This is a genomic window from Paenibacillus sinensis, from assembly GCF_019904155.1.
Taxonomy (GTDB): Bacteria; Bacillota; Bacilli; order Paenibacillales; family Paenibacillaceae; genus Paenibacillus_AQ; species Paenibacillus_AQ sinensis.
On record NZ_JAHCMB010000013.1, the window covers coordinates 66,178 to 89,245 of the forward strand.

27 protein-coding genes are annotated in these 23,068 nt (G+C 54.0%); 22 read left to right on the forward strand and 5 right to left on the reverse strand.

Translation table 11 applies throughout. The annotated features are described in order from the left end of the window. Positions 1–56: 56 nt before the first annotated feature. Entirely contained in the window at positions 57–956 is a 900-nt protein-coding gene (locus tag KIH86_RS00920; RefSeq protein WP_223082840.1) for a LysR family transcriptional regulator, read from the reverse strand. 217 nt (positions 957–1,173) lie between these two features. Between KIH86_RS00920 and KIH86_RS00925 the strand changes: the two genes are divergently transcribed. From KIH86_RS00925 to KIH86_RS00960, 8 genes are all read left to right on the forward strand, one after another. Continuing rightward, complete coding sequence (locus tag KIH86_RS00925; protein ID WP_223082842.1) at positions 1,174–2,127, forward strand: phosphate ABC transporter substrate-binding protein; 954 nt, start codon at positions 1,174–1,176, stop codon at positions 2,125–2,127. 87 nt (positions 2,128–2,214) lie between these two features. Further along, positions 2,215–3,144 carry a phosphate ABC transporter permease subunit PstC gene (gene pstC / locus KIH86_RS00930; RefSeq protein WP_223082844.1) on the forward strand — a complete coding sequence of 310 codons (930 nt, stop codon included), beginning with the start codon at positions 2,215–2,217 and terminating at the stop codon, positions 3,142–3,144. Then, a complete protein-coding gene (gene pstA / locus KIH86_RS00935) occupies positions 3,141–4,037 on the forward strand; it encodes a phosphate ABC transporter permease PstA (protein ID WP_223082847.1) in 897 nt (298 codons plus the stop codon). Before pstC ends, pstA begins: the two co-directional genes overlap by 4 nt. Positions 4,038–4,053: 16 nt before the next feature. Further along, on the forward strand, positions 4,054–4,854 hold the full coding sequence (gene pstB / locus KIH86_RS00940) for a phosphate ABC transporter ATP-binding protein PstB (RefSeq protein WP_223082848.1): 801 nt from the start codon (positions 4,054–4,056) through the stop codon (positions 4,852–4,854). A 163-nt stretch (positions 4,855–5,017) separates the two neighbouring features. Continuing rightward, complete coding sequence (locus KIH86_RS00945) at positions 5,018–5,731, forward strand: MBL fold metallo-hydrolase (protein WP_223082850.1); 714 nt, start codon at positions 5,018–5,020, stop codon at positions 5,729–5,731. Positions 5,732–5,746: 15 nt separating this feature from the next. Continuing rightward, entirely contained in the window at positions 5,747–6,331 is a 585-nt protein-coding gene (locus KIH86_RS00950) for a TetR/AcrR family transcriptional regulator (RefSeq protein WP_223082853.1), read from the forward strand. 112 nt (positions 6,332–6,443) lie between these two features. Then, the gene (locus KIH86_RS00955; RefSeq protein WP_223082856.1) at positions 6,444–7,433 is read left to right on the forward strand and encodes a hypothetical protein; all 990 of its coding nucleotides are present in this window, start codon (positions 6,444–6,446) and stop codon (positions 7,431–7,433) included. A 92-nt stretch (positions 7,434–7,525) separates the two neighbouring features. Beyond that, positions 7,526–8,266, forward strand: coding sequence for a M15 family metallopeptidase (locus KIH86_RS00960; RefSeq protein ID WP_223082859.1), 741 nt, complete (start codon positions 7,526–7,528; stop codon positions 8,264–8,266). Positions 8,267–8,324: 58 nt separating this feature from the next. Here the strand turns inward: KIH86_RS00960 and KIH86_RS00965 are convergent, their stop codons facing one another. Further along, a complete protein-coding gene (locus tag KIH86_RS00965; protein ID WP_223082861.1) occupies positions 8,325–8,531 on the reverse strand; it encodes a DUF1657 domain-containing protein in 207 nt (68 codons plus the stop codon). Positions 8,532–8,729: 198 nt separating this feature from the next. On the opposite strand from KIH86_RS00965, the gene KIH86_RS00970 reads away from it, so the two are divergent. Beyond that, positions 8,730–9,590, forward strand: coding sequence for a DUF421 domain-containing protein (locus KIH86_RS00970; protein WP_223082863.1), 861 nt, complete (start codon positions 8,730–8,732; stop codon positions 9,588–9,590). Between the two features lie 58 nt (positions 9,591–9,648). Here KIH86_RS00970 and KIH86_RS00975 read toward each other — a convergent pair whose 3' ends face one another. Together KIH86_RS00975 and KIH86_RS00980 are read right to left on the reverse strand one after the other, a co-directional pair. Further along, positions 9,649–9,975 (reverse strand): AzlD domain-containing protein, encoded by a 327-nt coding sequence (locus KIH86_RS00975; protein WP_223082866.1) that lies wholly within the window; start codon positions 9,973–9,975, stop codon positions 9,649–9,651. Further along, on the reverse strand, positions 9,966–10,694 hold the full coding sequence (locus KIH86_RS00980) for an AzlC family ABC transporter permease (RefSeq protein ID WP_223082933.1): 729 nt from the start codon (positions 10,692–10,694) through the stop codon (positions 9,966–9,968). Before KIH86_RS00980 ends, KIH86_RS00975 begins: the two co-directional genes overlap by 10 nt. Before the next feature lie 195 nt (positions 10,695–10,889). Between KIH86_RS00980 and KIH86_RS00985 the strand changes: the two genes are divergently transcribed. The 12 genes from KIH86_RS00985 to thiD all read left to right on the forward strand — a co-directional run bounded on the left by KIH86_RS00985 (position 10,890) and on the right by thiD (position 21,162). Next, entirely contained in the window at positions 10,890–11,474 is a 585-nt protein-coding gene (locus KIH86_RS00985; protein ID WP_223082868.1) for a TetR/AcrR family transcriptional regulator, read from the forward strand. A gap of 68 nt (positions 11,475–11,542) precedes the next feature. Continuing rightward, positions 11,543–12,256 (forward strand): SDR family NAD(P)-dependent oxidoreductase, encoded by a 714-nt coding sequence (locus KIH86_RS00990; RefSeq protein WP_223082871.1) that lies wholly within the window; start codon positions 11,543–11,545, stop codon positions 12,254–12,256. A 58-nt stretch (positions 12,257–12,314) separates the two neighbouring features. Further along, on the forward strand, positions 12,315–13,586 hold the full coding sequence (locus tag KIH86_RS00995; RefSeq protein ID WP_223082873.1) for an MFS transporter: 1,272 nt from the start codon (positions 12,315–12,317) through the stop codon (positions 13,584–13,586). A gap of 124 nt (positions 13,587–13,710) precedes the next feature. Beyond that, positions 13,711–14,121, forward strand: a complete 411-nt coding sequence (locus KIH86_RS01000; protein ID WP_223082875.1) for a bacteriohemerythrin — start codon at positions 13,711–13,713, stop codon at positions 14,119–14,121. Between the two features lie 178 nt (positions 14,122–14,299). Continuing rightward, positions 14,300–14,812 (forward strand): peptide-methionine (S)-S-oxide reductase MsrA, encoded by a 513-nt coding sequence (gene msrA, locus KIH86_RS01005; protein WP_223082934.1) that lies wholly within the window; start codon positions 14,300–14,302, stop codon positions 14,810–14,812. Between the two features lie 43 nt (positions 14,813–14,855). Further along, positions 14,856–16,001: a metallophosphoesterase gene (locus tag KIH86_RS01010; protein ID WP_223082878.1), complete on the forward strand. Its 1,146-nt coding sequence runs from the start codon at positions 14,856–14,858 to the stop codon at positions 15,999–16,001. 81 nt (positions 16,002–16,082) lie between these two features. After that, complete coding sequence (locus KIH86_RS01015) at positions 16,083–16,247, forward strand: hypothetical protein (RefSeq protein WP_223082936.1); 165 nt, start codon at positions 16,083–16,085, stop codon at positions 16,245–16,247. A 210-nt stretch (positions 16,248–16,457) separates the two neighbouring features. Further along, positions 16,458–16,835, forward strand: a complete 378-nt coding sequence (locus tag KIH86_RS01020; RefSeq protein WP_223082880.1) for a GntR family transcriptional regulator — start codon at positions 16,458–16,460, stop codon at positions 16,833–16,835. Then, the gene (locus KIH86_RS01025; RefSeq protein WP_223082883.1) at positions 16,835–17,698 is read left to right on the forward strand and encodes an ABC transporter ATP-binding protein; all 864 of its coding nucleotides are present in this window, start codon (positions 16,835–16,837) and stop codon (positions 17,696–17,698) included. The genes KIH86_RS01020 and KIH86_RS01025 overlap by 1 nt, the downstream gene beginning before the upstream one ends. Beyond that, a complete protein-coding gene (locus KIH86_RS01030; RefSeq protein ID WP_223082884.1) occupies positions 17,695–18,342 on the forward strand; it encodes an ABC-2 transporter permease in 648 nt (215 codons plus the stop codon). Before KIH86_RS01025 ends, KIH86_RS01030 begins: the two co-directional genes overlap by 4 nt. A 278-nt stretch (positions 18,343–18,620) precedes the next feature. After that, a complete protein-coding gene (locus tag KIH86_RS29765) occupies positions 18,621–20,243 on the forward strand; it encodes a TPM domain-containing protein (RefSeq protein ID WP_223110260.1) in 1,623 nt (540 codons plus the stop codon). Positions 20,244–20,343: 100 nt separating this feature from the next. Then, entirely contained in the window at positions 20,344–21,162 is an 819-nt protein-coding gene (gene thiD, locus KIH86_RS01040) for a bifunctional hydroxymethylpyrimidine kinase/phosphomethylpyrimidine kinase (RefSeq protein ID WP_223082891.1), read from the forward strand. A gap of 122 nt (positions 21,163–21,284) precedes the next feature. On the opposite strand, the gene KIH86_RS01045 is transcribed toward thiD, so the two are convergent. Beyond that, positions 21,285–22,112: a helix-turn-helix domain-containing protein gene (locus tag KIH86_RS01045; protein ID WP_223082893.1), complete on the reverse strand. Its 828-nt coding sequence runs from the start codon at positions 22,110–22,112 to the stop codon at positions 21,285–21,287. 152 nt (positions 22,113–22,264) lie between these two features. Here KIH86_RS01045 and KIH86_RS01050 point away from each other — a divergent pair, with 152 nt between their 5' ends. Then, complete coding sequence (locus KIH86_RS01050) at positions 22,265–23,068, forward strand: ABC transporter ATP-binding protein (RefSeq protein ID WP_223082895.1); 804 nt, start codon at positions 22,265–22,267, stop codon at positions 23,066–23,068.

The window sequence follows — 23,068 nt, forward strand, 5'->3', positions numbered from 1 at the left end:
CTAGTCAAGGAATATAAAATTTTAAATACTGAAACTGACTATCAAGATAATCAGTATTAAATCCCGGATCTGATGGCGGTCAGGCGGTTCACGACGATCTGCTCCGCCTCTGTCAGAACATGGTCCCGTCGCTGGACGAGAAACAAGCCGGGACTATCCGGAATCCTGCCCGGCAGTGACAGGACGACCAGCCGGCCGGCTTCCACTTCCCGCCTGGTTCCCATACGGGACAGAATGGCGATTCCCGCCCCGGCTTCCGTCATGTTTCCGGCCGCTTGGGAGCTGTCGGCCACAACCCGGCTTTGCAGGCGGATACCGTTCAGAGCGGCCCAGCGGTCGGAGAATGTGCGAAGTGCGAGACCTTCGCCCAGCTGGATTACCGGCTCTGCGGCGATCTGTCCTGGAGCAAGCTCATTCTGCCGGGCAAAGGGATGATCGGGAGAACAGGCCAGTACGGCTTCATCCTCTTCAAGCTGTGTGACCAGGAACAGATCGTCCTCCGTCCGTAGCCCGTGAACGATGGCCAGCGGCAGCTTGCGGTCGCGAATCTGGCTCAGCAGTGCGTCAACGTTGTCTGTAGTCTGCAGCGTTACCTCCAGATCCGGGTGCTCGGCGGTTAGGCGGGTGAGCAGGGAAGGGAGCATTTCCAGCGATGGAATGGCCGATGCCCCAATCCGCAGGCTGAACCTCGAACGTCCTGCCGTCTTATGGACAGCCCGCTCCGCGTCCGCCGCGAGGGCGACAATCCGGAGCGCGTACGGATGCAGGGCTTGTCCGGCCTCGGTTAACAGGACGCGCCCGCTGCGATTCTGGAAGAGCGGCACGCCAAGTTCGGATTCCAGTGACTTCATATGAAAGGAGACGGTGGGCTGCTTCAAGCCCAGTTCCGACGCTACATCGGTAACTTTTTTATATTTTTCGATCAGCACCACGATCTGCAATTTTAATAGATTCAACATAAATCCTCCGGTATTTCGTCATAATAAGAAGAAAAACGAGCCTTTCTTCTACTCATTATAGAATAATTCTATGTTACTATACATCTTTTCTTGTGGTTTTTATCTGTGATTTTACACAATTCGGACATTTATCTAACGCAGAGATTTTACAATTGAACATGTCAGGAGATTTAGACAAGTTATGATTACAAAATGTAGGAGGAGACAAACACTAATGCGTTCTAAAAAATCCTGGGTACTGGCACTTGCATTGACTAGCGTGATGGCACTTTCGGCATGCGGAAATAATAATGGGGGAAATAATGCGGCAGGCAGCAGCAATGCTCCGGCCAGCAGCGCAACTACAGAGACAAGCAGCGGCGCAGAAGTTAGCGGTTCGATTCTGGCTTCCGGCTCGACGGCTCTTCAGCCGCTCGTGGAACAGGTTGCCGAGAAATTCATGGAGAAGAACTCCGGCGTTGACATTCAGGTTCAGGGCGGAGGCAGCGGCACCGGTTTGACGCAGGTAGCCGAGAAGCAAGTGGACATCGGTAACTCCGATGTGTTCGCAGAAGAGAAGCTGAAGGATGCTGATGCAGAAAAGGCTAAAGCACTTGTTGACCATCAGGTGGCTGTAGTCGCGATCGCCGCGGTTACCCATCCGGGAGTTGGCGTTGATAACCTGACGAAGCAACAGCTGGTTGATATTTTCACAGGAAAGATCACGAACTGGAAAGATGTAGGCGGCGCGGATCAGAAGATTCAAATTATCAACCGTCCGGCAAGCTCCGGTACTCGCGCAACTTTCGAGAATTTCGCTCTGGGAACGAAGACGGAAGACCTTCAGGGCTCCATCCAGGAAGATTCCTCGGGTACGGTTAAGAAAATGATCGGCGAAACACCGGGAGCGATTGGTTACCTGGCTCTGTCCTACCTGGACAACACGGTTCAGACGCTGAAATATGACAGTGTAGATCCTTCCGTCGACAATGTCGTGAGCGGCAAGTATCCGGTATGGGCTTACGAGCACATGTACACGAACGGCGAGCCGAATGCTACTATCAAGGCTTTCCTGGATTACATCATGACTGATGAAGTTCAGAACGGCGACGTGACGGAGCTTGGATACATCCCGGCAAGCAAGATGCAGGTATCCCGCGACGTAAGCGGAACAGTAACGAACAAGTAATCATCAGGCCGCCTAGCGGCCTCCTCACAGAAAACGGAGGCGGAATTCCTTCTGCCTCTCTTTTCACTTTAATGAGAAGGGATCTGCATGATGGTTCAAAAAACAAAAGTCTTGCCCGGTAAGAACTCCAAATCCCGTTTGGAAAAACATCATATCGAAGACCTGATCGGACGTTCCTACATGTCCTTTTGCGTGCTTCTTCTTATTGTCGCCATTATTTCCATGGTGTATTTTGTTATGTCAAAAGGTGTATCCACATTCGCGGTGAACAAGGTGAGCGTATCGGAGTTTCTGTTCGGCACCACCTGGTCGCCGGAAGGCGACAATCCTTCCTATGGAGCTTTCCCGTTTATCGCCGGCTCTTTTGTGACGACGCTGCTGGCCGCTGTTATCGCCAGTCCGCTGAGCATCTGCGCCGCGCTCTTTATGACCGAAATCGTTCCGGGCTGGGGCAAAAAACTCCTTCAACCGGTTATTGAGCTGCTGTCCGGCATTCCGTCCGTTGTGTATGGTTTCGTCGGGCTCAGTGTTATTGTGCCGTTCCTTCGCAATGTATTCCCCGGTCAGGGGATTGGTGTTGCGGCCGGCGCGCTTGTGCTGTCTGTCATGATTCTTCCGACGATTACCAGTGTGGCTGCGGACGCGCTTTCCGCGCTGCCCCAGAACCTGAAGGAATCTTCCTACGCGCTTGGAGCGACCCGCTGGCAGACGATTGCGCGCGTGGTGCTTCCGACGACCATGCCCGCCATCATGACAGGCGTCGTGCTCGGCATGGCCCGCGCTTTCGGCGAAGCGCTTGCCGTTCAGATGGTTATCGGCAACGCGCCGTTCATTCCGACATCGCTGTTCGAGTCAGCTTCCACGCTGACCAGCGTAATTACCCTGAGCATGGGCAACACGACGATGGGTTCGCCGCAGAATAACGCGCTCTGGAGCATGGCTCTCGTGCTGATGCTGATGACATTCCTGTTCGTATTTGTGGTTCGTTTGCTGGAGAAGAGGAGGGCGATTCGATGAAAGCCAAGACAGCGGATAAAATTGCTACCGTTGTTATCGTCACATTCGCGCTGCTGATCGTGGCTGTACTGGTCGGGCTGCTCGGCTATATTCTGTTCCGGGGCGCCAGCCATATCAGCTGGGATTTCCTGACCTCCGTTCCGCAGAAGATCCGGGCAGGCGGAGGGATCGGGCCGCAGCTGTTCAACTCGCTGTTCCTGCTGGTGCTGACCCTGATCATTACGGTCCCGCTCGGGCTTGGTGCCGGCATTTACATGGCCGAATATGCTCGTCCTGGTAAAATTACCGACTTCATTCGTCTCATCGTGGAAGTACTCTCTTCGTTTCCGTCGATCGTTGTTGGCCTGTTCGGTTTGCTGCTGATCGTTAATATCTTCGGTCTGGGCTTCTCGCTCGTATCCGGAGCGCTCGCGCTCACCGTGTTCAACCTTCCGCTGATGGTGCGGATTACGGAGCAGGCATTCCGCAGCGTGCCTACCCAGCAGAAGGAAGCGGGCTTTGCGCTTGGTTTGTCCAAATGGCGCATTGTTACAACTGTGCTGTTTCCTGTAGCACTGCCTGCCATCATCACGGGCACGATTCTATCGGCAGGGCGCGTATTTGGCGAAGCCGCCGCCTTGATGTTCACGGCTGGAATGAGCAGCCCGAGACTGGACTTCAGCAACTGGAATCCGCTAAGCTCTAACTCGCCGCTCAATCCGTTCCGACCGGCTGAGACGCTTGCCGTTCATATCTGGAAGATCAACAGTGAAGGGCTTGCGCCTGATGCTGCACAGATTGCGGCAGGTGCTTCGGCAGTACTTGTGATCATGGTTCTGTTATTCAACCTCGCCGCTCGCTTCTTCGGCCGGTTCATCTACCGGAAGCTGACGGCATCCCGAAGAATGAACTAATAAGGAGGATTACCAAATGGAAGCGACAATTGCAGCACCCGGCATCGTTCAGGCTGCCAAGGCGGAGCGGAATTTCCGGACCGAGAGTCTGAGTATTTTTTATGGAACATATGAAGCGGTGAAGGGCATCAGCATCCCTTTTCCCGAGAACACGGTAACAGCTCTCATCGGACCATCCGGCTGCGGGAAGTCCACTTTCCTGCGGTCTTTGAACCGCATGAATGACGAAATCTCCGGCTCGACCACAAAAGGAAGCATCTGGATCGACGGCGTCGATATCAATGCTCCAGGCACTGATGTAATCAAGCTGCGTCAGAAGATCGGGATGGTATGGCAGAAACCGAACCCTTTTTACAAATCGATCTATGACAATATCGCCTTTGGTCCCCGTTATCACGGCGTGAAAGGGAAGAAAGCGCTGGATGAAATCGTGGAGAGCAGCCTGCGCCGCGCCGCGCTGTGGGATGAAGTCAAGGACCGCCTGAAGGATTCGGCCCTCGCTCTTTCCGGCGGACAGCAGCAGCGTCTGTGCATCGCACGCGCGCTGTCGGTTAATCCGCGCATCCTGCTGCTGGACGAACCTGCCTCTGCGCTTGACCCGGTATCTACAGGGAAGATCGAAGAACTGATCAAGGAACTGAAGGAAGAATTGCGGATTGTTATTGTTACACATAATATGCAGCAAGCTGCCAGAATTTCTGATTTCACCGCCTATTTCTACCTGGGTCAACTGATCGAGTACGGGCAGACGGACCAGGTGTTTACGAACCCGAAAAATACGATGACGCAGGAATATATTATGGGACGGTTCGGCTGAGATGCCGGATGTCTTATCAACTGAAACGCCGGATTCTTTTTCATTGCGAATTGAAAAAGAGTCCGGCGTTTGTTTGTTGTTCCTCTATTTCCGAAATGCAGCTTGAAAAACTAATGTAATTAGTTTATATTTAAACTAATCACATTAGTTTGGAGGGTTCGATATGCGTGTTACTCGTGAAGGTAAGCTGATCCAGTTGACATGGATGCCCCGGTTCTTTCCGGTCAATTGTTATTTGGTGGAAGAGGAACGGGAGCTGACTTTAATTGACGCAGGCATGCCGTTCAGTCTGAAAGGAATACTTCGCGCCACGGAGGAGCTTGGCAAGCCGCTTACGCGAATAGTCCTGACCCATGCGCATGATGATCATGTCGGAGCCGTCGATGCGTTGAAACGTCTGCTGCCCGAAGCGCAGCTCTGTATTTCGGAGCGTGATGCCAGCCTGCTCAGAGGCGACCGTTCGCTGCGCTCCGGTGAGCCTAACACGCCGATTCGCGGAGGGGTGCCGAAGAAGATTGCCAGTCTTCCGGATATGCTGATCCAGGAAGGCGGGGAAATCGGTTCGCTTAACGCTTTATCAACACCGGGCCATACTCCCGGCTCCATGACGTTCCTTGACCGGCGGAGCGGCGCCGTCATCGTGGGAGATGCCTTTCAAACCTTCCGGAGAACAGCGGTATCCGGCGACACCGTACCGCTCTTTCCTTTCCCTTCGCTGGCGACCTGGAGCAAGGAGAAGGCGCTGGAGAGCGCCGGACGGATTCGGGATCTGAAGCCTTCACTGCTGGCAGTGGGCCATGGAGATTTGCTGAAGAATCCAGCCCGGCGTATTGATGAGGCGATTGCTGCAGCGGAGCGTCGGATCACAGGAAACTGACAAGGAGGCGGCAGGATGTCACCGAGAGCGGGATTGGACAGAAGCAAAATCGTAACGGCAGCTGCAGCGATCGCCGATGAGCAGGGGGTGGAGGGCGTTACGCTCGCCGCATTGGCAGCCAGGCTTGGCGTTCGTTCGCCTTCCCTGTACAACCATATCGATGGACAGAACGGGCTGCGTGTGCTGCTTGCTATTCATGGATTGAACAAACTGGGCGATGAAATCAGCGAGGCTTCCCGGGGAATGAGCGGAGCCGATGCCATTCAGGCCATGGGCAAGGGGTATGCCGACTTCGCCAGACGGCATCCAGGCTTGTATGAAATGACGCTTCAGGCACCCGATGGGGCTCATGCTGAATTGATCGAAGCAGGCGAGCGGGTGCTGAAGCTGATCATCGACCTGCTTAAGCCATACCGGATGGATGAACAGGCTGAGCTGCATGCGGTTCGGGGATTGCGCAGCATTCTTCATGGCTTCGCCTCTCTGGAGCAGAAAGGGGGCTTCGGGATGCCGCTGGATACCGGGCTCAGCCTGCATACAACGCTGGAAGCCTTCCTTAGCGGTATCGATAAATTCAGGGGCATTCAGGGGAAGGTTTAATAATGGCTCCGGTCTGCATCCGACTCCGATTTCACGGCAACCCTTCGGGTTAAACTTCCGTCAGCAGGGTAAGTAACAAGTATTCCACTAAGCCAAGAAAGAAGGGGTATGTATGACACCGGACCTGAGTTCATTTCACACTTTACGAAGAAACACCCTGCTTGGTCTGGCGGTGGCGCTTGGAACAATCGGCAGCGCTGAAATCGCGGCTGTTACCGTCTCGGCAGAAGCGGCAGCGCCCGCGGCAACCGCATCGGCAGATCAGAGTCTGGCTGTGTATAATCAATTCGAGCGCTATCTGACAAATGCGGCGAAGACGCCTTCCAGTCTGATTCAGGCCCGTAATTATCTGCTGAACCATATTAAACAAACGGATTCCTGGCGGGCTACGGTGATGGTGCTGCATCTGGAAAATGTGCAAAAAACGCGTCTGGACACATTTAGCGAGAAGATCTATCCGGAGCGGGTGCAGCAGATTCTTGATGCCGCTTACCGGAAAGGCGGAATCGGAAAAGGCCTGACCTATACCTCCCTGATGAACCAGGTAACGGATTCTTCCGTTAAGGCCCTGCTGACCGAACTCTTTGGTTACGGCTATAAGCTGGAGACAAGCGAGGGGATGTATTATCCCGTCATGAACTATGAAGGCTTCAAACCGTTCAAGGCACATATCGGCAAGGATATCGCAGCATATATCGACTTGATGGCGGCCGAGAGCAATAGACCGGCGCTCTCTGACGCGGCCATCGTGATCACCTGGGACGAGCTCATCGGTCGTGGCCTGGTTATGGAGAAGTTCGTGAGCCAGTATCCTTTCTCCAACCGGAACGCCGCAGTCAAAGACCTGCTTAAGCTTCGGAGCCTGTTTATCTTCTACGGGGCAAGCAACACACCGGCTTATTCATATGGCGCAAGCGGCGAGCCTACCCAGATTGATCCCAAGCTTAAGCAGGCTTATGAGGATGCCGTGTCTGACGGAACCGGCGGCAGCCAAATCCTGAATGATATCCAGACATTACTGGGCATACTGGATAAAAATGGAGGAATATGGAATGCGGATGTCGAAGCTTTCCTGAGGAAATATCAACAGCCGACGGGTTGAGTTCCTTCCGGGAAGGGGATATCGTTGTGCGGAGCAGAGGGTACGAAAAGCGTGTCAGGAACGTAGCATGCGTAAGTTATGTTAGCTGCGGATTGAGCAGGTTACGCGTACTATTCGCAGTGCTTCTTCTGTTGATTGCGGCAGGGGCGCCGCTTGAAGGCGTTTTGGGTGTTGCAGAGGCTCATGCCGCCACAACCATTGTCAAACCGGCCAAGCAATACCCGTTCCCCAAAGGATTCGTCTATGTAGACGAAGTGGTCAAGGCTGCAAGATTCGATATCCGCTACTACGGCGAGAATAATTTCGTGGGCCGGCGTATTGCCGGGTACGAAGCGCCCTACGCGATTCTGACCAGACAGGCGGCGGATGCGCTGAAGATGGTGAGCGACGGACTAGCGCCCATGGGCTATGGCATTAAGATTTATGACGCATATCGCCCGCAGAAGGCGGTAAATGATTTTATCGCCTGGTCCCAGGATGCCTCGGACATCAAAATGAAGCAGCAGTATTATCCGCGGCTGGATAAAAGGAATTTGTTCAAGCTGGGCTTCATCGCCAGAAAGTCGGGGCACAGCAGGGGGAGCACCGTCGATATCACGCTCGTTCATCTTCGTACGGGAACGCTTGTTGATATGGGCGGCCCGCATGACTTCTTCGGCAAACTTTCCTACTACGATTCCCCGCAGCTGACGAAGGTGCAGAAACAAAACCGGAAACTGCTTAAAGACGCCATGGAACAAGCGGGCTTCAAGGCTTACAGCAAGGAATGGTGGCATTTTACACTTGCAAAGGAGCCGTATCCCCATACGTATTTTAACTTTGATGTAAAATAATCAAAAGGCTCCATTCCCGCTATAAGCGGGAGCGGAGCCTTTTGGCTGGATGGCGGTATCAGAACCCTCTGTACTGCGGCTCTTCCTTCTCCAGTTGCTGAATGCGGCTTTCCACCTGCTGCACGATCTGCTGAGTCTGCTGTGCGGCGTTGGTGAACAGCGTCTTGGCATCCTGATTTTGAGTGGACAGCGCAAAGGACTCCAGACTGGCCTGGGCGCTCTTGAGCGAGGACATGCAGGTTTTAACTTGGGAAGCTACGGTCACGTCGAATACCCTCCTGTTGAATATGAATTTGGAACTGCCCTGCTAATATGATCCGCCTCGTACTCAATTATTCGGATTAATGATCGTTTACCATTTCTTAACATCTCAGAGAATGGATACAGGCGCCGGATATTTCAGTGATCGTTCAGAAATACTAAAACCTGCTGATTCGATTTTGACAACAAGGAGGAGACCGAGATGCCGACCTGGCTGGAAGTGATTGTACGAACCTTAATTGCCATCGTGATCCTGTTTCTGCTGACCAAGCTGCTGGGGAAACGTCAGTTCTCACAGCTTTCTTTTTTTGAATACATTACAGGGATTACAATCGGTAGCATCGCCGCCACCATTTCACTTGAAACGGACCGGAATTGGCACCTGGGGATCATTGCACTGCTCGTCTGGGTCACTGTATCCTTTAGCATCGAGTTCGTCCAGCTGAAGAGCAAGAAGGCAAGAGATTTTCTGGATTTCAAGGCTACCGTGCTTGTCAAGGACGGTCAGATCCAGGAGGCGAATTTGAAGAAGGAGCGCCTTACCTCGGATGAGCTTCTCGTGCAGCTCCGGTCCAAGAATGTCTTCAAAATCGCCGATGTGGAGTTCGCCATTCTCGAGCCCAACGGAGAGATCAATGTGCTGGTGAAGCGCGAGAGTCAGCCGCTTACGCCGAAATCGCTCGGAGTCAAGGTCGCGCCCGAAATGGCGGCCCAGGCGGTTATTATGGACGGCAAACTCATTCCCGAAGGGCTCGATTCGATCAAGAAGACCCCGGAATGGCTGATGAATGAGCTGGAGAAGCAGGAACTGAATGTCCACGATGTATTCCTGGGGCAGGTTGATGCTTTCGGTGAGCTGACAGTAGATTTGTATGCCGACAAGGCGCAGGTTCAGCAGCCGCAGCAGAAGCCAGAGCTGTACGCCTTGCTTAAGAAATGTGAAGCCGATCTGGAAATGTTCGGTCTCTCCACGACGGACAAGGATGCCAAGAAGCTGTATGAACAATGCTCAGCCGAGCTTATGAAGGTCATTCAGGAGATCAAGCCGCTGCTGGTTACGTGAGTGAGTCGCGGCTCTGCTGTAGGGACAAGGTTCGGAGCGGAATAACCCGCCGCAACGTCTACAGCAGCATCCGCAGAATCATCGCGCAGACGATGCCGGTGATAACCGCACCGAGCAGGCTTCGGGTTTTGGCGGCGACCCAGAATGCGGGCAGCGCCGCCCAGAGCCCGGTATTCCGGGATAGAGGAATCAGGCTGCCATCCTGTACGAGCAGCTCCTGGGCGACAAGGGCCGCCATAATCGATACCGGCACATAATGGAGCCAGCGAAGGCCCCAATCGGGAAGCCTGAAACGGCTCAGCACCATAAGCGGCAGAACGCGGGGAATGAATGTGACCGCCGCAGCCCCCACAATAACGATCAGTACATAGCTCCTTACTTCCATCGTTCCACCACCATTCCGAAGGTTGAAGCGGCTATTGTGGCCGCAATAACGCCGACGCTCGGCGAAGCGATCAACGACACGCCAACGGCGATCACAGCAGCTGCCAATCCTACAGCAATATCACGGCGGAGAGTTCTCCTGCTCAGAATCGTCAGCACCAGCAGACCGATAAACATCGCTGGCAGCGCGAAATCCAGTCCGAACCGTTCGGGATCGGAAATCCATTGTCCGAGAAAAGCGCCTGCCAGATTGGCCGCGATCCAGTTCAGATAGGCGGTAAGATTGAGCCCATGCATCCATTTCTCGCTGATATGCTTGCGGGATGCAGCTTCGTTGATCGCTACCCCGAAGGTTTCGTCCGTCAGCAGGCTGCCGATCAGCATATTGCGCAATGGTGAAAGATGGCGGAAGTAAGGCGACAGTGCCGCGCTGAGCAGCAGGTGGCGCACATTCACGAAAAAAATAGTAACGATGATGCTCAGGGCGGAGCCGCCCAGTGCCATCATGCCCGCAGCGATGAACTGCGCCGATCCGGCATATAAAATGGAGGACAGCAGCGCGATCTCCGCCACGCTGAGTCCTGCCGTCTTCTCGACGACGCCTGCCGCAAACCCGATGCTCAAGTAACCAAGCAGCGTCGGGAGGCAGTCTTTTACACCTCTAAGGAAGCTCTCCTGGCCGGCTTGCTCCCCGGGTGTCTCCATACCGGCAGTCTGCATATTCATTATGTATTTCAAGACCTCCTGTCCGGATCATGCACGGGATGTCCCGTCGATATTCATTCTTCTGACCATCTTAACATGCCGGATTAAATCCGGACTACCGGATTGGAATTGATAACATGAAATTTTCAAAAAATACTTGACTAATCATTCTTAAATAAGTACTCTTTAATCAGAGAGGAGGCGGAGGCTATGGCCAGACCCAGAGAGTTCGACGAGGCGGCGGCATTGGATAAGGCAATGGAACTGTTCTGGACCAAGGGCTATGAGAAGACATCGGTACAGGATCTATGCCAGTACACCGGTGTTCATCGCGGCAGTCTGTATGATACATTCGGAGACAAGAATGAATTGTTTCTGGCGGCGCTCGACCGGTTCAGACGCAGCATATCCGGCAGACTGTTCGTCGTGCTGGAGGAGCCTGGAGAGCCGCGTGAGAAGCTTATCCATTTCTTCGAGAAGGTGATCGACAGTTCTATGGATCAGAGCCTGGGGCGGAGAGGCTGCTTCATTGCCAACACGGCGGTTGAGTCGGCGGTGGTGGATGCCAGAATTGCCGGCCGTGTCGAAGCTGCTCTCAACGATATGGAGGAAAGATTCTACGAATTTCTGCTGAGGGCCCGGGAAGAGGGACAGCTCAAGGGAAAGCGGAATCTGAGGGAGCTGGCGCGCTTTCTGGTAGGTGTGAAGCAGGGGCTTCACATTATGGCCAAGACAGCGCTCGACCGGAAGACGCTGGTGGACGTCTATCAGGTGGCCTTGACAGCTGTTTTTTAAAGCGGAGGCCGTTTTTTTACACTCATTTAAGAATGATCGTTCTTAATTAAAGAAGGGAGAGGTTAAGTGTGAATCGCAAAATCGCATTAGTAACAGGAGCCAATCGGGGGATCGGATTTGAAATCTCAAGACAGCTGGGAAGAGCCGGTATTACCGTTCTGATGGCGGCGCGATCCATTGAAGCTGCGGAGGATGCGGCGAAGCGTGCAGCTGAAGATCAGGAGATCGATGCCATTGGCGTGAAGCTGGATGTATCAAGCCCGGAAGATATCGCAGCCTTGGCAGAATGGATTGATACCCGCTACGGACGGCTGGACATTCTGGTTAACAATGCAGGCATTTTGAAGCGAACGGCAGGGGGAGACGCGGAGGCGTTTCGTCAGACGTTTGAAGTCAATACAGTTGCACCTTTTCAATTGACGGAATCTTTACTTCCTCTGCTTCTCCGCAGCGATGCCGGACGGATCGTGAATCAGAGCAGTGCGATCGGCTCGCTGAAGATGATGCTTAGCGACGAGACCGTTCGCAGACTCGGTGATCCGGGCTATGCGGCATCCAAGGCGGCGCTGAATATGCTAACCGTGTACTGGGCCCAGAAGCTGGAGGGCACTGCGGTCAAGGTCAACTCGGCGCATCCCGGTCTGGTCAAGACCGACATGACAGGCGATAGCGGACAGATTTCGGCGGAAGAGGGCGCCGGGACGGCGGTGAAGCTTGCACTCCTGGGACCTGACGGTCCGAGCGGAAGCTTTTTTTACAAGGATAAGGAATTGCCATGGTAAAGTTTAACGTTCTCCTATAAGATAGGAGAAATCGATTTTGGGACAGGAGTGAGAAGGGATGCGTACGACAGACAGAACGCCCCGCTGGTATTATGGCTGGACAGTAGTTGCAATTGTGTTTCTGGTGCTTCTCGTATCTGCGGGGATCAGCTCCATACCGAGCGTGCTGATGCTTCAGTTCGAACGCGAATTCGGATGGAGCCGTTCTGCGGTATCCGGCGCGTTATCCATCCGCATTTTTCTATACGGCTTGATGGGGCCGTTCTCCGCATCATTAATGGCCCGCTTCGGCATCCGGCGAATAATGCTTCTTACGCTTAGTCTGTTGGCCGGAAGCCTAGCGCTGACTCCATGGATGAGCGAGCTATGGCAGTTCTTCGCGCTCTGGGGCGTTGTGATCGGCCTCGCTACCGGGGCACTCGCCAATGTCCTTGGCGTTACGGTTGCCGGACGCTGGTTCGTGAAACACCGGGGACTGGTCGTCGGCATCTTGACGGCAAGCGCAGCGACGGGCCAGCTGCTCTTTCTGCCGCTGCTTGCCGAGATTTCAGTCTCCTGGGGCTGGCGCTACTCCGTCTATACGACGATTGCCGTCTTGCTGGTCCTGATTCCGGTCGTAGCAGTATTAATGAAGGATCACCCCTATGATGTGAATCTTCCTCCGCTTGGCGAGAGCGCACCGACACCGCCGCCGGCTTTTACGGGCCGCCCTTTCACCGCGCCGCTGCTGGTGCTTAAGGATGCAGTCAAGAGCGGCACCTTCTGGCTTCTGGCCGGTACGTTCTTCTTCTGTGGCTTCTCGACGAATGGATTGATTGGAACCCATCTGATACCCGCCTGCAGCGACTATAGCATCCCGGTTGTCACCGCCTCCGGACTGCTGGCACTCATGGGGATGTTCGATATGGTTGGCACAACGCTTTCCGGCTGGTTATCCGACCGGTTCGACAGCCGATGGCTGCTGTGCTGGTATTATGGTCTTCGCGGTTTGTCCTTGATCTTTCTCCCGAAGGCGTTAAGCGGCGGATCTACGACATTGCTCATATTCGCCGTCTTCTACGGCCTGGACTGGATTGCAACCGTGCCTCCGACCGTGAAACTGGTGGCGGAACATTTTGGCCGGGAGAAATCGGGGATGGTCTTCGGCTGGATTCTCGTCGCTCACCAGCTTGGCGCATCATCGGCTGCTTTCGGAGCCGGCGTAATGAGACAATGGCTTGGCAGCTATACCATTCCGTTCGTTATAGCGGGTCTGCTATGCTTGTTCGCTTCCCTTCTTGCCGTAAGAGTGCCCTTCTTGCGCAAATCCGCAGCAGCAGCTAACAGTTGATTTCTCTAGCATTTATCTTCCCGGCGAAATTTGTCGTGTGATGTTGTTAACTGCCATCTCCACAATGTTCAGCCATAATAAAGAACATATGCAGTTAATATATGGAAAAAGGAAGCGATACGGGATGATAGCGTGGAGAGAATCCTATGAAATCGGTGTAGAAGAAATAGACTGTCAGCACCGGCAGCTTCTGGTGAAGCTGAACGAATTTTTCGACGCCTGCTCGAACCAGCAAGGACGGGAGAAGATCGAAGAGACGCTCAAGTTTCTTAAAGATTATACAATTGAGCATTTCGGCAGCGAAGAAGGCTTGATGAACGGCATTCATTTTCCAGAGCTTGCGGAACACCAGAAGGAGCATGCGGATTTTGTGAAGACCGTTCTGGAGCTGGAAGAGCAGGTCAAGGCCAAAGGCGTATCTGTACTGACCACAATCAAGCTGAACCGTACGCTGACTGACTGGCTTCTGAACCATATCAACAAATGCGACAGACTGATCGGGGAATACATAGCTCAGCGCAAGCTGGAAGCCTGATCAGACGAGATTAAACGTATAGAGAAGCGGCGGCCAAGGGCTGCCGTTTTTTTGTGCGTACGGACTTTATGCGAGATGAGGGAAGGCTGCCGAAGAAGGCCGACCGTGATTTGACCGGAGCAAGTTGTCTCGTGTTTAATGAAAGAAGCATGAAGTTACAGGAGAGGAACGATTGAGCATGGAACACGCAATGTTCGCGGGCGGATGCTTCTGGTGCATGGTGACCCCGTTCGAAGAATTGCCCGGCATTCAAGGGATTGTCTCCGGCTATGCCGGCGGCTGGAAGGAGAATCCGACCTACGAAGAGGTCAAGACCGGCACGACGGGGCATTATGAAGTGGTTCAAATTACCTTTGACCCGGAGCTGTTCCCGTATGAGAAGCTGCTGGAGCTTTACTGGCCCCAGATTGATCCGACAGATGACGGCGGACAATTCCAGGATCGAGGGTCCCAGTACCGGACAGCAATCTTTTATTATAACGAGAAGCAGCGGGATGCAGCCGAGGCTACCAGGGATCAGGTTGCGGCCAGCGGGAGATTTGAAGGTCCGGTTGTAACGGAGATCTTGCCTGCGCCTGTCTTTTACCAGGCCGAGGAATATCATCAGGATTACCACAAGAAGAATCCGAAGCATTACAAGGAGGACCGCGCTCAATCGGGACGGGATGAATTTATCGCAAAATTTTGGTAACTGCAGGTTGAGTTGCCTTATCTGAATAAAAGGAGATACTCAAATGAAAGTGGCAAGAGTGATTCTGTCCGCGCTCGCCGGCGTCCTGGTGCTGGGCCTGGTGAACTTCTATATCGGCTATCACCTGTGGCTGCTGCTAAAGGCCTGGTTCCCGGGAACGCGAGGCGTTATATATTGGCCGCTGTTCTGGATCGCGGCTTTGTCGTATCTGATCTGCCGGCTGCCCTGGCCTCACGCGCTGAAGCCCGCAGCCCGTCTGTTGAAGGTAATCGGCTCCTACTATTTGGGCCTGATGGAATTCGCCATCATTCTGCTTCCGCTTGCGGATCTGCTGTACGGAATCCTGGTCTGGTCCGGCATCCATCCGCACGGCTATGTGCTTGAAGCAGGGACGATTATTGCAGTCATTCTGCTTATTCTGATGGTCTGGGGCTCGCGCAACGCCTGGAGCACGGTGCTTCGGCTGCATGAGCTGAACGTGGCCAAGCCGCTGGGTAAGCAGGAACGCCTGACTATAGCCGTCGCCTCCGATCTGCATCTCGGCAATATTGTCGGCAACCGTCATCTGAAGAAAATGGTGGACCGGATGAACGCCATGAACCCGGACATCATTCTGCTTGCGGGCGATGTGCTGGACGACAGCATCGAACCGTTCGTTCGCAACCGGATGAGCGAGCAGCTTGCACGGCTAAATGCGAAACACGGCGTGTTCGCGGTGCTGGGCAATCATGAATATTACGGCGGAGATATAAGGCAGTACACGGATATTATGCGGAGCATCGGCATCCATGTATTGCAGGATGAAGTTGCGGAATCCGCCGGAGTGTATATCGTGGGACGCAAGGACAAGACGGCCGAGAGTATGGAACCTGGTGGACGCAAGAGCGTGGCGGCCCTGCTGGAAGGCCTGGATTTGTCCCGTCCGGTGATCATGATGGATCATCAGCCTACGGGATTAGCGCAAGCTGCTGAGGCGGGGGTCGATGTGCTTCTGTCGGGACATACCCACAGGGGGCAGATTGCGCCGAATCATTGGATCACGAAGCGTCTGTTCGAGCTGGACTGGGGTTATTTGCACAAGAATGATCTGCATGTGATCGTATCCTCCGGATATGGCACATGGGGACCGCCGATCCGGCTTGCCAGCCGTTCAGAGATCATCAGCCTTTCGCTGACACCTTCCGGCTGAGAGGATAAGACTCATGTATATTCTGCCTCTTCCGCCGCACACTATACGGGACAACCTGGTAAAGGAGAGTGCTTGAACTACATGAGTCCAGACAAGAATCTGATCAACACGGTAAAAGATTTGGAGCAGGAAGCGCCGACCGCGCACGAAGCCAATCAGATGATGCAGGAGAAGAGCGACCGCCGGAAGGAAATGCTGCGCCGCGACAAAGGCTACAAATCGAATGAACAAAGCTCTTACGAATAACCTGATGGTTATTCGCTAGGGGCGAACCCGATGAGACACCGGATTTCCGGTGTCTTTTTGATGTGTTTGGCCAGGCAATCATAGCACATGTCGGTCATAGCACCGCTGCACCGTCAAACCGGCAGCCTGCTTTTCCCATTGACTAAAATGAACATAAAGTATATATATAATATATACAATATAAACAAGAAGGCCCGGAAGAGGTGAAGGATGAATATTCTATTGTCCAATTCATCGGGAGAACCGATATATGCGCAAATCGTCAGTCAGGTCAGACAGATGATTCTCCAGGGCGAGCTGGCGCCGGGTAAGGCGCTTCCTTCAATCCGGCAATTGGCCAAGGATTTGCAGATCAGCGTGATTACGACCAAACGGGCATATGAGGAGCTTGAACGCGAAGGTCTGGTCGATTCGCTGGTAGGCAAAGGGTCTTTTGTCTCGGGGATGAATCAGCAGTATATCCGGGAGCAGCGCTACCGGCTGCTTGAGGAGAAGATGAGAGAGGTGCTGCGGGACAGCAGGCTCCTGGGAATGAGCTTGCCGGAGACCATCGAAATCTTGAAGACGCTTGATGAGGAGGAAGAGTAATGAGTCATGTTGTGGAGGTCCAGGACGTATGCAAATCCTTCGGCAGGTTTAGCTTGGAGGATGTTAATTTTGGCGTGAAGAGGGGATTTATTACAGGCCTGATCGGTCCCAATGGGGCAGGGAAGAGCACGATAATCAAAATGATGATGGATATGGTGCGCCCCGACAAGGGCAGCATACGGCTGCTTGGGGGCCATCCGTCAGAGGAACCCTCGATCAAGGATAGAGTCGGGTATGTGTCGGACGAGAATATTTATTACGAGCATCTGACGATCGGACGGATGAAGACGATTCTGGCCCCTTTTTACAAACAATGGGATGAGGATGCCTTCCGGAAGTATCTGGAGCTGTTCGAGCTGTCTCCCAAGACCAAGATCAAGAACCTCTCCAAAGGGATGAAAATGAAATTTTCACTTGCGGTCGCCTTGTCGCATCATGCCGATCTGTTGATTATGGACGAGCCGACCGCAGGCCTGGACCCGGTCTTCCGAAGAGAGCTGCTGGACCTTTTGAGCGAGCAGATTCTCGATGACAGCAAGTCGATTCTGTTCTCGACCCACATTACGACCGATCTCGATAAAATCGCGGATTACATCATTTTTCTGAACGCTGGCCAGGTTGTCTTCAGCGACAGCAAGGAGGAAGTGCTGGACCGTTATGTGCTGATCAAAGGCGGGCGTGAGCTGCTGGACCGCGATGTGCGCAAGCTGTTTGTCGGAGTGAGGGAGAGCTCTTTCGGGTTCGAAGCCCTGTGCAAGGACCGGAGTACTGCGAAGCAGGTTTTTCAGGGAGATGCCCTGCTGGAGACACCGACTCTTGAGGACATTATGTATTTCACTTCCAAGGGAGGGAAAAGCGCGTGAGCAGCATCGTTTCCCTGATTCGTAAGGATATTCTGCTGTCGGTCCATTATCTGCTCTTCGTTGCGGCGTATCTGGTGTTCCTGACGTATACGACAACGAGCTACAATTTGTTCGACGTAAGCCTGTTCGTAACGATGCCTTCCATTATGCTCCTGATCAATTCCTGCATGATGGATGTGCGGAATATGAATCAGCAGTTCGCACTCAGCCTTCCGGTGCGGCGCAGCCAGATCGTAATTGCGAAGTATATATCAATTCTTCCGTATCTTCTGTTCGGCCTGGGCTGTATGTACCTATCCTACTTCATTCTCGAATGGGCCGGACGCCCGGAGAACATCCATTGGCATGATATCGGCTTTACGGTTTTGCTCGTTCCGGCGACGGCTGCGATCTATCTTCCGATCTATTACTGGCTTGGCTCGAAGGGGCAGCAGATCATCAACACCGTCTTCTTCATGATCATCTTCTTCGGTTCGATGAATCTTCGCAGCTTGATGGAGAGCTGGCCGTGGGTGGATGATTTTATCGCCCGGGTGAACGGCTTCAGTCTCATCGAGAGCGTGGCGGCAGGGCTGCTCTATTTGATTTTTATTATTGCATCCTACTTCGTCTCCCTGCGTATCTATACTTCGAGGGATTTCTAAGAGGCGATCAAGGGAGCCGCTCGACCTTGAACGGACGGCGGAACAGAAATGGCGGCGCTTCGGCTGACAACCGGGGGGCCGCTTTGTTTGGTTGAGGCGATGTGTACCGCACTTCCGCTACGTATTGCTTAGTGCCGTTACGTAAGGACGTACCTTGTTTAAGCCCGAGCCTCATTTCACCGATATAAAAAGAGAAGGATGCGGTACATAAGGAAGGAGGATCAGTATTGAAATACATAAGAGTGAAACCCATAACCGGATATTTGATCATATGTTTGATGATCTTAGTGCTGGCGCTGCCCGGTTCGGCGGTAGCGTCAAGCCAGGTTCTCAATCCGGCGGGCAAGTTCTATGTCAATGACTTTGCCGGAGTCATCGATGACAAGACAGAGAATGAGCTTGTGCATTACGGAATCCTGCTGCACAAGAAGAACGGGGCTCAAGTGGTGCTGGTGACCGTTAAATCTACGAATGGAGAACCGATCAAGGATTACGCTTCCCGTCTCTTCGACAGCTGGGGAATCGGATCGGCACAGAAGAACAACGGGCTGCTGCTCCTGCTGTCCATCGATGACGACGATTACTGGGCCGTTCAAGGCAAAGGAATTGTGGAATCGATGAGCGACAGCCGGATGTCGAACATCCTGTCCCAATCACTGGAGCCGGATTTCGCCGCCAAGAATTATAACCGGGGCGCTGCCAAGACCTACGCCGCCTTCGTGCAAGGGCTGGGAGGGGCATGGGGCGCGTCCGCTTCAACCGGCCAGAACGTTCGTACCTATGTGTCGGACAATGCCGGTGTGCTCAGCGCACAGACGAAAGCCTACATTAATGAGCTTAGCAACAAATACCGGCTCTCCACCGGCAGCGGTGTTTACGTCGTAACGGTCAAGAACAGCGGCGGCCAGCTTCAGGATTACACGTACAAGAAGTTCAACTCCGTCGGAGCGGGACCGAAGGATGTTATGCTGGTTATGGATATAGAGGGCGATGACTATCATGTGCTTCAGGGCAGCTCCATCGATGGCGTTCTGACTAATGAAGCTATTGGCAGTATACTGGATAGCGGGCTTGAGCCATCTTTTGCCGCCAAGAACTACAACAAGGGGGCGACCCAGACTCTGCAGGCCTTCTACACATATTTGCTGGAAAGAGCGGAGGGCGGTTCCGGCACAATGACTAATGGCGGCGCAGCCATTGACATGGCATCTGCAGGGACATTCACTGGGACATCATCTCAGGGGACATCTCCAGGAACATCTCCGGTGAGAACAGCGGCCTCAGGCACATCTTCATCGGCGTCCGGCCATATCGGGGGCGGCGGTATCCTACTTATCGTCCTGATCGCATTTCTGGTCGGACTTGGGGTGCGCTCTTCGCGCCGGCGGAGCTATATGGGCCAGTATGGCGTGCCGTATAATCCGTACAGCCGGCGATCGGTCCGCCGATATGGACACCATCACCATGGCGGCTTTGGATTCGGCGCTCCGCCGCCGCCAAGGCAGGGAGGCGGATGGTTCCAGCCGCCATCTGGCGGCGGCTCCAATCATGGAGACGGCGGACAGTCGAGCGGCGGCGGGGCCGGGCGGCGCTCGTCAGGAGACGGCGGACAGTCGAGCGGTGGCGGAGCCGGGCGGCGTTCCTCCGGCGGCAGCTTCTGGTCCTCCGGCGGCAGCCAGGGCGGAGGCAGCGAAGGACGTTCCTCCGGCGGCAGCTCCTGGTCCTCCGGCAGCAGCCAGGGCGGCGGAGGGGGAGGACGCTCCTCCGGCGGCAGCTCCTGGTCCTCCGGCAGCAATCATGGCGGCGGAGGGTCCAGCAGCGGTGGAGGAGCCGGACGCTCCTCAGGCTCCTCCGGCGGAGGCAACGCCAGCGGCGGCGGCGGAGTCGGCCGTCACCGCTAAACAAACCGAGAGCGGAAGCGGAGAAGGGGGTTGCCGTTCCGGCCGTTTCGTTGCACAATAGAAACCGTAAACTATGATTACGGCAAGCCGGAAAGGATAAATGGAAGTGGACAGAATAGTGAAGACCTTAACGATCGCCGGCAGCGACTCCAGCGGCGGCGCAGGAATCCAGGCGGATTTGAAGACCTTTCAGGAATACGGAACCTATGGATTCAGCGCGCTGACGACCATTGTGACAATGGACCCGGATAACGGCTGGCATCATCATGTATATCCCGTCAGTCCGGAGCTGGTCGCTGAGCAGCTGAAGACGGTATTCGCCGGAGGCCCGGTGGACGCATTGAAGACCGGCATGCTGGGCAGCGCCGAGATCGTCCGCGTCGCGGAACAGGCGATCAAGAAGAACGGGCAGGGGAATGTGGTCATTGATCCCGTCATGGTGTGCAAAGGCGAGGACGAAGTGCTGAATCCCGAAAGCGCGGATGCGATCCGCGATCTGCTCGTACCGCTGGCTGCTGTTGTCACGCCTAACCTGTTCGAAGCCGGTGTGCTGTCCGGCAAAGGCAAATTGTCGAACCTGGATGATATGAAAGAAGCGGCGGCGCTCATCAAGGATATTGGCGCCCAGACCGTTGTGATCAAGGGCGGCAAGGCGCTGGGCGGTGATAAAGCGATCGATCTGTACTACGACGGTACAGAGTATATTGTTCTGGAGACGGACAAGCTTGATCCGGCGCATAATCACGGCGCAGGCTGCACCTTCGCTGCCGCAATTACTGCCGGTCTGGCGAACGGCATGAGTACGAAAGACGCGGTTGCCAAGGCGAAGGATTTCGTCACAGCAGCCATTTCATCCGGCTTCTCGTTCAACTCGTATGTCGGCCCCGTCTTTCATGGCGGGTACCGTCTGAACCGCTAAACTAAAACGCAATGCTCATCATCAACAAGCAGCAAGAAAAGCGGGGTCTCCCAACAAGGAACAAGGGGGCCCCGCTTTTTTGCGCTGCATATGGCATATGCGTAAAGAAGAATGGTTCCGTCTTAGACAGGAATCGTCGGTCTCTTCCGGTTCAACCGGTACTGCTCAGGGGTCATGCCGACGAATTTGACGAATGAACGGTAGAATTGACTGGCCGAAGCGAAGCCGAGACCGGCGCTGATCGCCGATACGGTTGCATCGGTCGCTTCTAGCTCGTATTTAGCCTGCTGCATACGCAGCCGGAGGATGTACTGGTATGGTGTGACACCAGTTACCGCCTTGAAGGACCGGATAAAGTGATACCGGCTCTGGAGAGCGAGAGAAGACAGCTCCTCAATGCTGATATGAGAAGTATAAGCGTCATGAATATATTCGAACACACGGTTCAAATACGGTTCGTCTGTGTGCGGAAGCTCGGATAGATATACCTTCGCCTTGTCGGAGCAGGATTCCCGTTTGAGAATGCGCCCCAAATATTGCAGCACCTCGGTTTCCGTCATGTTCTGCCGGACTCCTTCTTCTCCGTCGACGAGAACGAGAGGAGAGACCCATTCATGGAACAGATCGCTCAGTTCCTGCGGGTCAATGACCTGTCTTGTTGAGATGCATTCCGGTTCCTGCTGCTGAAGGTTCTCCCACAGCGAGCTGCGTATTTTGATGACGATGACACGATTCCCTTTATCCACCCGAATATAATGCTCTTCCATCGGCTTGTGGATTTGGCCTTGCCCCTCCGGGATGATCCCGGGAACTCCCTGACTGACGACAGCATTGCCGCCGCGAATGGAGCATGTAAGCTGGACCCAGTTCTCATGTACATGCGGAGCGTCGTCATAATGCTCTTCCAATCGGCATAGTTCAATATTCTTTGTGACAATCTGCAGCTTCATGAACGCTCCCTCCTAAAATAATTATAGCAATAATTGCAACAAGTTTGCGCAATTTTCACATCGACATTTACATTCGGAAATGTATACAATACGATGGACAATTCTAATACCGGAGCAGACCATCTTGATCTGTACGAAAGAGGTAATTGCGAATGAACAGTATATTAAAGCTAAGCAATGTCTCCTGGAGAAGAGGCACCAAGCTATTATTGGACCAGGTCAGCTGGACTATCGAACCCGGCCAGCACTGGGCGCTGCTAGGACTTAACGGTTCGGGCAAAACAACACTGCTCAACATGGTCAACGGCTACATATGGCCGACTGAAGGTGAGGTGGAGGTGCTGGGCGAGCGCTTTGGCGATGTCGATCTGCGGGAGCTGCGCAAGTCGATCGGCTGGGTCAGCTCCTCGCTTCAGGAGAAGCTGAGAGGATCGGACAAGGCGCAGGCTGTGGTGATCAGCGGAAAGCATGCCTCCATCGGACTGTATGTCAATGTGCCGGAAGAGGATTATGAGCGGGCGCGTGAGCTGATGGTGAAGCTTGGCTGCGAGCATTTATGGGATCGGGAATTCCGCAATTGCTCCCAGGGCGAGAAACAGAAGGTGCTCATCGGGCGGGCCTTAATGGCTGAGCCCAGAATCCTGATTCTGGATGAGCCATGCAACGGACTCGACCTGTTCGCCCGGGAAAGACTGCTGAAGAGCATTGAGGAGCTGGCGCATGACAATGCCGGACCGACGCTGATCTATGTCACCCACCACACAGAAGAAATCCTGCCAGCATTCAGCCATACGATTCTGCTCCGCAAAGGGCAGGTGTTCGATTCCGGCGAGACGGGCGAGATGCTGAATACGGAGCGGCTAAGCCGATTCTTCGAAGGTCCTGTCCGTGTGCAGACGAGCGGTGATCGCACTTATATTTTTGCCCAGAATGAACCTGCCTCGAAAGGAGAATAA

Excerpts from the sequence above, each read along its gene's own strand:
- KIH86_RS00925 (WP_223082842.1), top strand. The coding sequence starts at position 1,174 with ATGCGTTCTAAAAAATCCTGGGTACTGGCACTTGCATTGACTAGCGTG.
- pstC (WP_223082844.1), top strand. The coding sequence starts at position 2,215 with ATGATGGTTCAAAAAACAAAAGTCTTGCCCGGTAAGAACTCCAAATCC.
- pstA (WP_223082847.1), top strand. The coding sequence starts at position 3,141 with ATGAAAGCCAAGACAGCGGATAAAATTGCTACCGTTGTTATCGTCACA.
- pstB (WP_223082848.1), top strand. The coding sequence starts at position 4,054 with ATGGAAGCGACAATTGCAGCACCCGGCATCGTTCAGGCTGCCAAGGCG.
- KIH86_RS00945 (WP_223082850.1), top strand. The coding sequence starts at position 5,018 with ATGCGTGTTACTCGTGAAGGTAAGCTGATCCAGTTGACATGGATGCCC.
- KIH86_RS00950 (WP_223082853.1), top strand. The coding sequence starts at position 5,747 with ATGTCACCGAGAGCGGGATTGGACAGAAGCAAAATCGTAACGGCAGCT.
- KIH86_RS00955 (WP_223082856.1), top strand. The coding sequence starts at position 6,444 with ATGACACCGGACCTGAGTTCATTTCACACTTTACGAAGAAACACCCTG.
- KIH86_RS00970 (WP_223082863.1), top strand. The coding sequence starts at position 8,730 with ATGCCGACCTGGCTGGAAGTGATTGTACGAACCTTAATTGCCATCGTG.
- KIH86_RS00975 (WP_223082866.1), bottom strand. The coding sequence starts at position 9,975 with ATGGAAGTAAGGAGCTATGTACTGATCGTTATTGTGGGGGCTGCGGCG.
- KIH86_RS00980 (WP_223082933.1), bottom strand. The coding sequence starts at position 10,694 with ATGCAGACTGCCGGTATGGAGACACCCGGGGAGCAAGCCGGCCAGGAG.
- KIH86_RS00985 (WP_223082868.1), top strand. The coding sequence starts at position 10,890 with ATGGCCAGACCCAGAGAGTTCGACGAGGCGGCGGCATTGGATAAGGCA.
- KIH86_RS00995 (WP_223082873.1), top strand. The coding sequence starts at position 12,315 with ATGCGTACGACAGACAGAACGCCCCGCTGGTATTATGGCTGGACAGTA.
- KIH86_RS01000 (WP_223082875.1), top strand. The coding sequence starts at position 13,711 with ATGATAGCGTGGAGAGAATCCTATGAAATCGGTGTAGAAGAAATAGAC.
- msrA (WP_223082934.1), top strand. The coding sequence starts at position 14,300 with ATGGAACACGCAATGTTCGCGGGCGGATGCTTCTGGTGCATGGTGACC.
- KIH86_RS01010 (WP_223082878.1), top strand. The coding sequence starts at position 14,856 with ATGAAAGTGGCAAGAGTGATTCTGTCCGCGCTCGCCGGCGTCCTGGTG.
- KIH86_RS01015 (WP_223082936.1), top strand. The coding sequence starts at position 16,083 with ATGAGTCCAGACAAGAATCTGATCAACACGGTAAAAGATTTGGAGCAG.
- KIH86_RS01020 (WP_223082880.1), top strand. The coding sequence starts at position 16,458 with ATGAATATTCTATTGTCCAATTCATCGGGAGAACCGATATATGCGCAA.
- KIH86_RS01025 (WP_223082883.1), top strand. The coding sequence starts at position 16,835 with ATGAGTCATGTTGTGGAGGTCCAGGACGTATGCAAATCCTTCGGCAGG.
- KIH86_RS29765 (WP_223110260.1), top strand. The coding sequence starts at position 18,621 with ATGATCTTAGTGCTGGCGCTGCCCGGTTCGGCGGTAGCGTCAAGCCAG.
- thiD (WP_223082891.1), top strand. The coding sequence starts at position 20,344 with ATGGAAGTGGACAGAATAGTGAAGACCTTAACGATCGCCGGCAGCGAC.
- KIH86_RS01045 (WP_223082893.1), bottom strand. The coding sequence starts at position 22,112 with ATGAAGCTGCAGATTGTCACAAAGAATATTGAACTATGCCGATTGGAA.
- KIH86_RS01050 (WP_223082895.1), top strand. The coding sequence starts at position 22,265 with ATGAACAGTATATTAAAGCTAAGCAATGTCTCCTGGAGAAGAGGCACC.